The sequence below is a fragment of the Methylobacterium sp. A54F genome (assembly GCF_053346035.1).
In genome coordinates, this window is sequence record NZ_JBKFBF010000002.1 from 186,075 (window position 1) to 198,109 (window position 12,035).

The following is a 12,035-nucleotide window of genomic DNA, read 5'->3' on the forward strand; positions in this document are numbered from 1 at the left end:
TCGCGCGGCGGGGGCTCCAAGTCGCCGGCCGCGTCACCAGCGGTTCAGACGAAACCGACCTGGCCCGGAGGGAACGGCGACGTTCCCGGCCGGGCTTCTTCATTGTGGCGCGAGACGATGGCGATAGACAAGGTTCCGATCACGGTGCGCGGCTTCGCAGCCCTCGAGGAGGAGCTCAAGCACCGGCAGCAGGTCGAGCGGCAGCGCATCATCCAGGCGATCGCCGAAGCCCGCGCCCTCGGCGACCTGTCGGAGAACGCCGAGTACCACGCCGCCAAGGAGGCGCAGTCCCACAACGAGGGTCGGGTGCTCGAACTCGAGAGCATGATCTCGCGCGCCGAGATCATCGACGTCACGAAGCTGTCGGGCAGCAAGATCAAGTTCGGCGCCACCGTGAAGCTCGTCGACGAGGACACCGAGGAAGAGAAGACCTACCAGATCGTCGGCGAGCCCGAGGCGGATGTCCGCTCGGGTCGCGTCTCGATCACCTCGCCGATCGCCCGCGCGCTGATCGGCAAGGGCGTCGGCGACACGGTCGAGGTGACGACCCCCGGGGGCGGCAAGTCCTACGAGGTGGTCGACGTCCGCTACGGCGGCTGAGGCGTGCGCATCTCCTTTCGCGCCTGGCTCTGCGGCCTCGCGGGCCTCGTCGCCCTCTCCGGGCTCCCGGGCCTCGGCGCGGCGGCGGCCGGCGACTTCCCGAGCCTGAACGGCGGCCGCTTCGGCGACGTGCGGGTCGACGTGCGCCCGCTCATCGCCCTCGGCAACGGCCCGCAGGCCGAAGCCCTGCGGGCGGACCTGACCGCCGCCCTGCGTCGCGACTTCGCCGACCGCATCGGCGGGCGCGGTCCCACCCTCGTGGTGCTGATACGCGGATTCTCGCTCCGCCCCTACGCCGGCAGCCAGACCGCCGGCCGCGGCATCGGCGGCGGCACGCAGAACGACTATCTCGACGGGGAGGCCCTGCTGATCGGGCCGCGGGGCGAGGTGCTGGGACGGCACCCGCAGCTCACCGCGACGCCGGCGAGCTACGGCGGCGCCTGGTACGACCCGCTCTCCGAGCGGCGCCGGGTGACGGCCATCGCCGACATCTACGCCGCCTGGCTGCGTCGTCAGCTGCCCGTCGACTGATCGGCCGTGTCCAGCATCCAAGAGACGGGGCCGGTGGCGGCCGCGGCGGGGCTGCCCCCGCTCGCGGCGGCGCAGGCCTGGATCGTCACGGACGGCAAGGCCGGCGACGAGAACCAGTGCGTCGGCATCGCCGAGACGCTGAACCTCGCCTACGACATCCGCCGCGTTCCAGCCCGGGGGCCCTTCGGCTGGACGGCCCCCTGGGGGCCGATCGATCCCCGCCAGGGCCCGCACCGCGACGGCGGCGCGCTGGCCGGCCCCTTTCCCGACCTGCTGATCGCCTCGGGCCGGCGCGCCGTGCCCTATCTCCGCGCGGTGCGCCGCGCGACGGGCGGGCGCACCTTCACGGCCTTCCTGAAGGACCCGCGCACGGGGCACGACAGCGCCGACTTCATCTGGGTCCCCGATTACGACGACCTCCGGGGGCCGAAGGTCTTCACCACCCTGACGGCCCCTCACCTCGTGACGGCCGCACGGATCCGCGCCGCCCGCGCCGAACCCGACGCGCGGCTCCTCGCCCTCGAAGGCCCGCGGGTGGCGGTGCTGATCGGCGGCGACAGCCGGCACCTCAGCTACCGCCAGGCCGACATGCGGCGCCTCGTGGCCGACCTGCGCAAGCTCGCCGAGGGCGGCCACCGCCTGATGGTCACCGTCTCCCGCCGCACTCCCGCCCCCCTGCGGGAGGCCCTGCGCAGCATGGTCTCGGAGACCGGCGGCTTCCTGTGGGACGGCGAGGGCCGCAATCCCTACGTGGCGATGCTCGCCCTCGCCGAGGCGATCGTGGTCACCTCGGACTCGGCCAACATGGTCAGCGAGGCAGTGAGCACCGGCGCGCCGGTCCTGCTGTTCGAGCTGCCGCGTACCTATATCCGGCATCGGCGGATGTTCGCGGGGCTCGCCATGGCGGGGGCGCTCAAGCCCTTCACGGGTCGTTTGGAGCCGCTGCGCTACAACCCGATCGACGCGACGCCCGTGATCGCCGAGGCGATGGCGGAGGCCTACGAGCGGCACCGGGCCCGCGGCTGAGGCCGGACGAAGGACGAGGAAGACATGGCTCACACGCACGCCAAGCTGGTGATCGTCGGCTCCGGGCCGGCGGGCTACACCGCGGCCATCTACGCCGCCCGCGCCATGGTGGAGCCGCTCCTGATCTCCGGCTTCCAGCCGGGCGGCCAGCTCATGATCACGACGGATGTCGAGAACTACCCGGGCTTCGCCGAGGCCATCCAGGGTCCCTGGCTGATGGAGCAGATGCGCCTGCAGGCGGAGCACGTCGGTACCCGGATCGTCTCGGAGTACATCACGAAGGTCGACCTGCAGACGCGGCCCTTCCGCCTGGAGGCCGATTCGGGCGAGACCTACACCTGCGACGCGCTGATCATCGCCACGGGCGCGCAGGCCAAGTGGCTCGGCATCCCCTCGGAGGCGAAGTATCAGGGCGGCGGCGTCTCGGCCTGCGCCACCTGCGACGGCTTCTTCTTCCGCGGCAAGGAGGTCGTGGTGGTCGGCGGCGGCAACACCGCCGTCGAGGAGGCGCTCTACCTCGCCAATCTCGCCTCGAAGGTCACGGTCGTTCACCGGCGCGGAGAGTTCAGGGCCGAGCGCATCCTGCAGGAGCGCCTGTTCAAGCACCCGAACGTCGAGGTGCTGTGGCACCAGACCATCGAGGAGATCTGCGGCACGGAGCAGCCGGCGCCCACCGTCACGCACCTGCGCCTGAAGGACGTCCGCACCGGCGCGGTCTCCGAGCGCAGGACCGACGGCGTGTTCGTGGCGATCGGCCACCAGCCCGCGACGGCGATCTTCGAGGGGCAGCTCTCCATGCGGCACGGGGGCTACCTCACCGTCCGGCCGGGAACCGCCGAGACCGAAATCCCCGGCGTGTTCGCGGCCGGCGACGTCACCGACGACGTCTACCGGCAGGCGATCACCGCCGCCGGAATGGGGTGCATGGCCGCGCTCGAGGCCGAGAAATTTCTCGCAAACCTCGATATCGGCGAGACACCACGTCAGGCCGCTGCAGAGTAGGCCAAGGCGACGCGGACCATTCGACAGAAGATCCGTCGGACAAGCCGCCGAACTCGTAGGCGTGCGGATGAATTCCGCTGACCGATCGGCGTCGTCAACAAAATCTTCGCCGATCCACTTGCGTTCGACCGCAACGAAATCGCAAGAGGGAAGTCCTACCCTGGGGACGCCGGGTCGACCGGCGTTGCCTCGCTGGGCATGACCGATCGCGGACGCGCTGCCTCGTCCGCCCGGACTGCCCCGGCGATCGAGGCGGGCTGCGGATCAGGACCACACCGCCGGCGGCGCCGGCGGCACGGGACATCAGCCGCGGCGAGGATGTGCGGCTTGGGAGTGTCACCGTGGATTGGGACAAGATCCGGATCTTCCTCAACGTGGCGGAGGCCGGAAGCTTCACGCGGGCCGGCGACGACATCGGCCTGAGCCAGTCGGCGGTGAGCCGTCAGATCAGCGCGCTCGAGCGCGAGCTCAAGGCGCCGCTGTTCCACCGCCATGCCCGGGGGCTCATCCTGACCGAGCAGGGCGACCTGCTGTTCCGCGCAGCGCGGGACATGAAGCTGCGGCTGGAGAACACCAAGGCGCGCCTCGTCGAGACCAGCGAGCGCCCGTCCGGCGATCTCAAGGTCACGACCACGGTCGGCCTCGGGACGGCGTGGCTCGCGCAGCGGGTAGCGGAGTTCCTCGACCTCTACCCGGACGTGCGGATCGAACTGATCCTCACCAACGAGGAACTCGATCTCGCCATGCGCGAGGCCGACGTGGCGATCCGCATGCGGCGTCCCGCGCAGCCGGACCTGATCCAGCGGCGCCTGTTCACGGTCCACTACCACGCGTTCGCGTCGGAGGATTACATCAAGCGCTTCGGCGAGCCGAAGTCGATCGCCGACCTCGACGAGCACCGCCTCGTGTCCTTCGGCGGCAACGAGCCGTCCTACCTGCTCGCGACCCACTGGCTGGCCAGCGTCGGGCGCGAGGGCCAGGAGCGGCGCCCGATCCACTTCACCGTGAACAACATCGCCTCCCTTCAGAAGGCGATGGAGACGGGTGCCGGGATCGGCATCCTGCCCGACTACGCGGTCGACGGCGGCGCGGGCCTCGTACAGGTCCTGCGCGAGAGCGAGATGCCGACGCTGGAGAGCTACCTCGTCTACGCCGAGGAGATGCGCTCGGTCGCCCGCGTCCAGGCATTCCGCGACTTCCTCGTCTCGAAGGCCCAGCGCTGGACCTACTGAGCCGACCTCTGTCCGGGCGGCGTCAGACGAACAGCCGCTCGTTCTCCAGGCCCTTGTAGAGGCCGGCCACCTGCTCGCCGTAGCCGTTGTAGATCAGCGTCGGCACCCGCTGGTCGGTGCCGAGCACCCGCTCGCTCGCCTGGCTCCAGCGGGGATGCGGCACCGCCGGGTTCACGTTGGCCCAGAACCCGTACTCGGAAGCCTGGAGGCCCTCCCAGAAGGTCTTCGGCCGCTCCGCTACGAACGAGATCTTCACGAGCGACTTCGCCGACTTGAAGCCGTACTTCCACGGCACGGCGAGGCGCAGCGGCGCGCCGAACTGGTTCGGCAGGGGCTTGCCGTAGACACCGGTCACCAGGAAGGCGAGGTCGTTGGTGGCCTCGGCCATCGTCAGGCCCTCGGTGTAGGGCCAGGGATAGAAGAACTGCCGCTGGCCCGGGGCCATCGACTTGTCCAGGAAGGTCTGGAAGCGGACGTACTGCGCGCCCGAGGACGGCTTGGCCAGCGCGACGAGGCGGGACAGGGGAAAGCCCGTCCAGGGCACGGCCATCGACCACGCCTCGACGCACCGGTGCCGATAGAGCCGCTCCTCGAGCCCGATCTTCCGGACGAGATCCTCGACGCCGATCTCGAAGGGCTTCTCCACGAGGCCGTCGATCTTCACGGTCCAGGGCTTCGGCTTCAAGGCATCGGCCGCCGGGAGGACCGTCTTCGACGTGCCGAATTCGTAGAAGTTGTTGTAGTCGGCGCTGTACCGCTCGGGCGTCACTGGGCGATCGAGCGTGTAGGCCTCGTTCCGGGCCGCCGGGTAGCCGTCCGTCCCGGCCGCGAAGGCCGGATGGCCCCCGAGGAGCGAGCCCGCCGCGAGGCCGGCCGCGCCGCCGAGCAGCGCCCGTCGGTCGAGGAAGACGGCCTCCGGCGTGGCGAGGTGCTCGGGGATCGCCCAGCTCGGGCGGCGCTTGATGAACATGGGCAGTGTCCTCGCTCTCGTCCGGTCGGGCCCGGGACTCTGACGCCGGCAGATCGGCACCGGATCGGGGCGCGACAAGCGTCCCGCTACCATTCGCCCCGGCGCGCCGAGCGGTTACGCGCGACGCGCAGGCGTCAGGCGGGCGGCGCCTCGTCGCGCAGGGCGCGCCGGAGCACCTTGCCCACGTTGGTCTTCGGCAGGCTGTCGTGCACCACCACCCGGCGGGGGACCTTGTAGCCCGTGAGCTGCGTGCGGGCATGGGCCCGGATCGCGTCCGGCGTGACGGCGCTGTCCCGCAGGACCACGTGCGCCACGACCATCTCGCCGGCATCCTGGCACGGACTGCCCACCACCGCGCATTCGAGCACCCCCGGATGCGCGGCGAGCACGTCCTCGACCTCGTTGGGATAGACGTTGAAGCCCGAGACCAGGATCATGTCCTTCATCCGGTCGACGATCCGGACCTCGCCGTCCGGGAGCATCACCGCCACGTCCCCCGTGCGGAAGTAGCCGTCCGGCGTGGTGGCGCGGGCCGTCTCGTCGGGGCGCTGCCAGTAGCCCTTCATCACCTGGGGGCCCTTCACGCAGAGCTCGCCGGCCTCGCCGATCGCGGCGGGCCCGCCATCCGCGTCGCGGATCACCACGTCGGTCGACGGCAGCGGGTAGCCGATCGTTCCGGTCCAGTCCGGCACCCGGTAGGGGTTCACGGTGACGACCGGCGACGTCTCGGAGAGGCCGTAGCCCTCGACGATGGGGTGGCCGGTGATCTCCTTCCAGCGCGCCGCGACCGCCCGCTGCACCGCCATGCCGCCCGCCACCACGTAGTCGAGGCGGGAAAAGTCGACGGTGCCGATCTTCGGGTGGTTGTTCAGCAGGTTGAAGAGGGTGTTCACCCCGGCGAAGTGGGTGAAGCGGCTCTTGGCGAGCACCCTGATGAAGCCGTCCGCATCGCGCGGGTTCGGGATCAGCAGGCAGCAGCCCCCGAGGCGTACCGTCAGAAAGAAGCAGCAGGTCAGCGCGAAGATGTGATAGAGCGGCAGCGCCGTCACCATCACCCGCGGCGCCTCGTCCTCCGTCGCCTCGAACCAGAGCTGGCTCTGCGTGACGTTCGCGACGATGTTGCGGTGGGTGAGCATCGCCCCCTTGGCGATGCCCGTGGTGCCCCCCGTGTACTGCAGGAAGGCGAGGTCCTCCGGCCCGACCGACGCCGGCTGCCGCTTCAGGGCGCTGCCTGCGCGGATCGCCGCCGAGAAGCGGGTCCAGCGGCCCGGCGGCAGGCTGAAGGCCGGCACCGCCTTGCGGACGTGGCGGGAGGCGAGGTCGATGACCTTGCCCTTGAGGCCCAGGCCGTCGCCGGGCCCCGCCACGACGACGTGATCGAGCGAGACCTCGGGAAGCACCTGCGCGACGGTGGCGGCGAAGTTCTCCAGGACGACGATGACGCGCGCGCCGGAATCGGCGAGCTGGCCGGCGAGTTCGCGGGGCGTGTAGAGCGGGTTCACGTTCACGACGGTGAGCCCGGCGATCAGCACGCCGAACAGGGCCACCGGGTAGGCGGGCACGTTCGGCATCATCAGCGCCACGCGGTCGCCCTTCGCGAAGCCCCGCGCCTGCAGCCAGGCCGCCAGCGCCTCCGCGTCCCGACCGAGCTGGGCGTAGCTCACCGACGACCCGAAGCAGGTGACCGCCGGTCGGGCCGCATGGCGCGCGACCGCGTGCTCGAAGAGATCGACCAGCGTCCCGAGGCCGGCGAGATCGATCTCCGGCGGCACGCCGGTCGGATAGGCGGAGTGCCAGGGCCTTGCGGCCGCGCGATCCAATGTCAAGACGAACCTCCCGGAGGCCCGGCGTCTGATCGGCCGGGCTCAACCCTGATCCTGCCCCGTCGCCCGCGACTTAGCGGGTTCGATGCGGCCTCCGCAAGCGACGCCCGTTGAGGATCGCGTGGGGAATGAAACCGACGACGAGGAGCACGGCGCCGATCCCTGCTTCCGGGAGCCGCATAGCCCGGTGCGGCCATGGGCCGAACCCGAGGCTGGGCGCGAGGCCGAGGAGGGCCGCCGCGAACCAGAGCGCGAGGAAGCGCAGGACGAGACTGGCCAGGGTGCCGGTGACGGCGCGGCGCCACCCGGCCCGGGGCCACAGGGCGCGGTTCGCCATGATTGCTGAGAGCGCGAGGATCCCGCCGAAGCTGAAGGCCGTGGCGGCCGCGCCGAGGGCGTAGGCGCCGGCCATCGGCAGCCCCTGCAGGAAGGCGACGCCGCCGGTCGCGAAGCCGCTGCGCAGGATCACGCCGCCGAAGGTCGGATACAGGCCGGCCGCGGTCAGCAGGCAGAGCCCGACCGCGGTCCCAAGGAGGCGCCGGGGCCACCCGGCCGGTCCCGGCCCGAGCCCCAGCACGAGGATGTGCGCGAGGCCGTAGACGAGGGCGAAGGCGGCCAGGGGATAGCGGTCGAGGAAGAACCCGTAGAAGTGCCGCTCGACCAGGGGCGGAAGCGTCCCGCGCTGATCGAATCCGGTCGCCGCGGCGAGCCCGAGGGCGAGGAGCGCCGCGGCGAGCGGCACGCCCGCCAGGGCCGGCAGGAAGGCGCCGCGCGCTGCCGCGGCCGGCATCGTCTGTGTCCCGGGCGGCTGCCCGAGCCTCAGGAGGCCTCGTAGTGGTCGCGGACCAGCCGGTCGAGGAGGCGGACGCCCCAGCCGGCGCCCCAGCTGCGGTTGATCTCGCTCGCCGTCGAGGACATGCCGACGCCCGCGATGTCGAGGTGGGCCCAGGGCACGTCGTTGGTGAAGCGCTTGATGAAGGCCGCCGCCGTGGCCGCGCCGCCGTGGCGGCCGCCGGTGTTCTTCATGTCGGCGAACTTCGAATCGATGGCCTTGTCGAAGGACGGCGCGAGCGGCATCCGCCAGACCTTCTCGCCCGTCGCCTCGCCGGCCGCCGTGATCCGGGCCGCGAGCTCGTCGTCGCTCGCGAACAGGCCCGCGATGTCCTGGCCGAGCGCCACGATGATCGCGCCCGTGAGCGTCGCGAGGTCGATGATCGCCTTGGGCTTGTAGGCCGCCTGTACGTGCCAGATCACGTCGGCGAGGACGAGCCGGCCCTCCGCGTCGGTGTTGATGACCTCGATGGTCTGGCCCGACATCGAGGTGATGATGTCCGAGGGCCGGTAGGACTCGCCGTCCGGCATGTTCTCGACGATGCCGATGGCGCCGACGACGTTCGCCTTGGCCTTGCGGGCGGCGAGCGCGTGCAGGGTGCCGACGACGGCGGCGGCACCACCCATGTCGCCCTTCATGTCCTCCATGCCGCCGGCCGACTTGATAGAGACGCCGCCCGAATCGAACACGACGCCCTTGCCGACGAGGGCGAGCGGCGCGTCCCCGGCCTGGCCGCCGTTCCAGCGCATCACCACGACGCGCGGCGCACGGGCCGACCCTTGGGCGACGGCGAGCAGCGCGCCCATGCCGAGCTCGCGCATCCGCGCCGGCTCCAGGACCTCTACCTCGACGCCGAGCTTCGTCAGCTCGGCGGCGCGGCGGGCGAACTCCTCCGGGAAGAGCACGTTCGGCGGCTCGTTGATGAGATCGCGGGCGAGCACCACCCCCTCGGCCACCGCGCCGGCGGCCTTCGCGGCGGCTTCGGCGGCGGCGTGCTCGGGGAGCTGCACCGTGAGGCTCGTGCCGCCGGTCTCGTCGGCGTCGGGCTTCTTCTTGGTCTTGTAGCGGTCGAAGCTGTAGGCGCGCAGCCGGGCGCCGAGGGCGAAGTCCGCCGCGTTGAGGGCCGAGACCGTCAGGCCGGGCGCATCGAGCACGACCCGGGCCGAGCGGCCGGAGACCTTGCCGCCCGTGAAGCCGCCCAGCACCGTCCAGTCGATCTTGGCCCGGTCCTTCTCGGAGCCGAGGCCGGCCACCACCAGGCGGTCCGCGTCGATGCCGGCGGGTGCGGCCAGCGTCATCGCCGAGAGCGAACGGCCCTTGAACCGCTCCGACGCCGCGGCTCGCCCAACCAGCTCGACGCCGGCCTGGCCGAGGGCCTCGCGGGCCGGGCCGCCGAGGTTGAGGTCATCGCCCACGAACACGACGAGATCGCCGGAACCACCGGAACGCACCGGACCGAAGGTGATGGTGATACCGTCCGCCATGGCGTTGCCTTCTACCCTGCGATGATGTCTTACGGCGCGGCCGGCCCCGCGGGACCGCCCCCTTGCGACCGCCCCCCTGGCGACCGCCCTCTGTGTAGCTGCTGAGGCGTAGAACGCAACGCGGGGACCGGCGTCGGCGCCCGGGCATCGCCCGGAGGCCGGGCCGCAAATCCGCCCCAGTCCCGGCGCCTTCAGGAGCCGTGCCGGAAGGGGGCTTCACGCACGGGACCGCCGGGCCGCACGCCCATGGCGGATCGCGAGACCCGATGACGCAGATCGAGCGCTACATCCTCCGCATCGCGCTCGCCGCCTTCCTGGCCTGCCTCGTCGGGCTGACCGGCACGATCTGGGTCACGCAGGCCCTGCGGGAGCTCGATCTCATCACCGCCAAGGGGCAGACGCTCCTGATCTTCCTGTTCGTGACCGGGCTGTCGCTGCCGACGCTCGTGGTGGTGATCGCGCCGGTCGCCCTGTTCATCGCGGTGGTCTACGCGCTGAACAAGCTCAACGGCGATTCCGAGCTGATCGTGATGTCGGCGGCCGGCATGAAGCCGCGCAGCATCCTGCGCCCGTTCCTCACGCTCGCCCTGGCGGTGAGCTTCGTGGTCGGCTTCCTGACGATCGTCGTGATGCCCGCGAGCTTCCAGGAACTGCGCGACGTGATCACCCGCGTGCGCGGCGACTTCATCGCGAACGTCGTCAAGGAGGGGCAATTCACCACCCTCGACAACGGCATCACCTTCCACTTCCGCGAGCGCGGGCAGAACGGTGCGCTCCTGGGGCTGTTCATCCAGGACAAGCGGGAGGCCGGCAAGACCAAGGTCTACCTCGCGGAGCGCGGCCTCGCGATCGACGTGGACGGACAGAGCTACCTCGCGCTCGAGAAGGGCAGCGTGCACCAGCAGCAGAAGGACAGCCGCGACTCCTCGATCCTGACCTTCGAGCGCTACACCATCGACCTTGCCGCCTTCGCGCCGCCCGATGCCGAGCTGGTCTACAAGCCGCGCGAGCGCTCGACGAGCCAGCTCCTCTTCCCCGACCGGTCGGAGGGCTACTTCAAGCTGCAGAAGGGCCGCTTCCGGGCCGAGCTGCACGACCGCCTGTCGGGCTGGCTCTACCCCCTGGCGCTCGCCTTCATCGCCTTCGCGGCCCTCGGCGATCCCCGCACCACGAGGCAGGGGCGCGGGCTCGCGGTGGCGGGCGCCGTGCTCGCCGTCGTCGCCCTGCGCATCGCGGGCTTCGCGGCCACCAGCGCGGCGACCCGCAGCCAGGGCGCGGTGGCGGCCGTCTACGCGGTCCCGCTCCTCGCGATCGGGATCTCCGCGCTTCTGATCTTCCACGGCCAGGCCGTGCGGGCCTGGAACGCCCGGGTGGCGGCCGCGGTGCGGACCCGGTTCCGCCCGCGCCGGCTCGCGCCCGGCTAGGCGCTCCCCGTGTCCATGCTAATCGGCCCGACCCTCGGGCGCTACTTCGCGATGCGCTTCGTGCGCACGGTGCTCGGCGTGTTCGTGACCGTGTTCGCGCTGGTCTACACCCTCGATTTCGTCGAGCTCCTCCGGCGCGCCGGTGATGCCGAGGGAGCCTCGCCGGCGCTCATGGCGCAGCTCTCCCTCTACCGCACGCCGGCCGTCGCCGAGGGCGTCCTGCCGTTTGCCGTGCTGTTCGGCTCGATGGCCGCCCTCCTCCAGCTCTCGCGCAAGCTCGAACTCGTGGTGGCGCGGGCCGCCGGCATCTCGGCCTGGCAGTTCCTGCAGCCGGGCGTCTTCGTGGCGCTCGCGCTCGGCGCCTTCACGATCGGCATCTACAACCCGCTCTCGGCGGTCCTGAAGCAGCGCTCCACCGAGATCGAGGCCAAGATCTTCGCCCGCGCGACGAAAGCCAGCTCGGGCAAGGACCTCTGGATCCGCCAGAGGAGCCTCGACGGGCAGGCGATCATCCGGGCCGAGACCGCCATCGAGGGCACCACCACGCTGGCGGGCGTCTCGGTCTTCACCTTCGACGAGGCCGGGGGCTTCGTCTCGCAGATCGAGGCCGCGCGGGCGAGCCTCCACGACGGCTACTGGGAGTTGACGGAGGCCCGGCTGCTGACGCCGGGCGCGCCGCCCGAGTCGTTCGGCAGCTACCTGATCGCCTCGACCCTCGATCCGGGGCAGGTGCGGCAGCGCTTCACGCCTCCGGAATCTGTGCCTTTCTGGTCACTGCCGGACACCATCGAGCGGACCGAGCGGGCCGGCTTGGATGCCACCCGCTACCGTCTCCAGTATGATGTCCTGTGGGCCCGGCCGGTCCTGTTCGTGGCCATGGTCCTCGTTGCGGCAACCGTTTCCTTACGGTTCTTCCGCTTTGGTGGCGTGGGCAAGCTCGTGCTGGGAGGGGTCGCGGCGGGGTTCGCCCTGTACGTGATCCGGCAGGTGATGGAGGGGCTGGGGGCCTCGGGAATCGTGGCCGTTCCGCTGGCGGCGTGGTTTCCCGCCGTGGTAGGAAGTCTTCTCGGTACGCTCACGCTTCTGTACCAGGAAGACGGCTAGACGCTGG

11 protein-coding genes are annotated in these 12,035 nt (G+C 71.2%); 7 read left to right on the forward strand and 4 right to left on the reverse strand.

Going from position 1 to position 12,035, the window contains the following annotated elements; all coding sequences use genetic code 11:
• Positions 1–123: 123 nt before the first annotated feature.
• From greA to ACLBXP_RS04600, 5 genes are all read left to right on the forward strand, one after another.
• Positions 124–600 carry a transcription elongation factor GreA gene (greA, locus tag ACLBXP_RS04580; RefSeq protein ID WP_447666719.1) on the forward strand — a complete coding sequence of 159 codons (477 nt, stop codon included), beginning with the start codon at positions 124–126 and terminating at the stop codon, positions 598–600.
• A 3-nt stretch (positions 601–603) separates the two neighbouring features.
• Complete coding sequence (locus tag ACLBXP_RS04585; RefSeq protein ID WP_447666385.1) at positions 604–1,131, forward strand: hypothetical protein; 528 nt, start codon at positions 604–606, stop codon at positions 1,129–1,131.
• A gap of 15 nt (positions 1,132–1,146) precedes the next feature.
• On the forward strand, positions 1,147–2,157 hold the full coding sequence (locus ACLBXP_RS04590; RefSeq protein WP_447666720.1) for a mitochondrial fission ELM1 family protein: 1,011 nt from the start codon (positions 1,147–1,149) through the stop codon (positions 2,155–2,157).
• Positions 2,158–2,181: 24 nt separating this feature from the next.
• On the forward strand, positions 2,182–3,159 hold the full coding sequence (gene trxB, locus ACLBXP_RS04595; protein ID WP_447666386.1) for a thioredoxin-disulfide reductase: 978 nt from the start codon (positions 2,182–2,184) through the stop codon (positions 3,157–3,159).
• Between the two features lie 341 nt (positions 3,160–3,500).
• Positions 3,501–4,391 (forward strand): LysR family transcriptional regulator, encoded by an 891-nt coding sequence (locus tag ACLBXP_RS04600; protein WP_447666387.1) that lies wholly within the window; start codon positions 3,501–3,503, stop codon positions 4,389–4,391.
• Positions 4,392–4,413: 22 nt separating this feature from the next.
• Here ACLBXP_RS04600 and msrP read toward each other — a convergent pair whose 3' ends face one another.
• From msrP to ACLBXP_RS04620, 4 genes are all read right to left on the reverse strand, one after another.
• Positions 4,414–5,361 (reverse strand): protein-methionine-sulfoxide reductase catalytic subunit MsrP, encoded by a 948-nt coding sequence (gene msrP / locus ACLBXP_RS04605; RefSeq protein ID WP_447666388.1) that lies wholly within the window; start codon positions 5,359–5,361, stop codon positions 4,414–4,416.
• 134 nt (positions 5,362–5,495) lie between these two features.
• Positions 5,496–7,187: an AMP-binding protein gene (locus ACLBXP_RS04610; RefSeq protein ID WP_447666389.1), complete on the reverse strand. Its 1,692-nt coding sequence runs from the start codon at positions 7,185–7,187 to the stop codon at positions 5,496–5,498.
• A 70-nt stretch (positions 7,188–7,257) separates the two neighbouring features.
• Entirely contained in the window at positions 7,258–7,974 is a 717-nt protein-coding gene (locus ACLBXP_RS04615; RefSeq protein ID WP_447666390.1) for a hypothetical protein, read from the reverse strand.
• Between the two features lie 29 nt (positions 7,975–8,003).
• Complete coding sequence (locus ACLBXP_RS04620; protein ID WP_447666391.1) at positions 8,004–9,500, reverse strand: leucyl aminopeptidase; 1,497 nt, start codon at positions 9,498–9,500, stop codon at positions 8,004–8,006.
• 266 nt (positions 9,501–9,766) lie between these two features.
• Here ACLBXP_RS04620 and lptF point away from each other — a divergent pair, with 266 nt between their 5' ends.
• Together lptF and lptG are read left to right on the forward strand one after the other, a co-directional pair.
• A complete protein-coding gene (gene lptF / locus ACLBXP_RS04625; RefSeq protein WP_447666392.1) occupies positions 9,767–10,924 on the forward strand; it encodes an LPS export ABC transporter permease LptF in 1,158 nt (385 codons plus the stop codon).
• 15 nt (positions 10,925–10,939) lie between these two features.
• The gene (gene lptG, locus ACLBXP_RS04630; protein ID WP_447666721.1) at positions 10,940–12,028 is read left to right on the forward strand and encodes an LPS export ABC transporter permease LptG; all 1,089 of its coding nucleotides are present in this window, start codon (positions 10,940–10,942) and stop codon (positions 12,026–12,028) included.
• Positions 12,029–12,035 lie beyond the last annotated feature (7 nt).

Excerpts from the sequence above, each read along its gene's own strand:
- trxB (WP_447666386.1), top strand. The coding sequence starts at position 2,182 with ATGGCTCACACGCACGCCAAGCTGGTGATCGTCGGCTCCGGGCCGGCG.
- lptG (WP_447666721.1), top strand. The coding sequence starts at position 10,940 with ATGCTAATCGGCCCGACCCTCGGGCGCTACTTCGCGATGCGCTTCGTG.
- msrP (WP_447666388.1), bottom strand. The coding sequence starts at position 5,361 with ATGTTCATCAAGCGCCGCCCGAGCTGGGCGATCCCCGAGCACCTCGCC.
- lptF (WP_447666392.1), top strand. The coding sequence starts at position 9,767 with ATGACGCAGATCGAGCGCTACATCCTCCGCATCGCGCTCGCCGCCTTC.
- ACLBXP_RS04615 (WP_447666390.1), bottom strand. The coding sequence starts at position 7,974 with ATGCCGGCCGCGGCAGCGCGCGGCGCCTTCCTGCCGGCCCTGGCGGGC.
- ACLBXP_RS04620 (WP_447666391.1), bottom strand. The coding sequence starts at position 9,500 with ATGGCGGACGGTATCACCATCACCTTCGGTCCGGTGCGTTCCGGTGGT.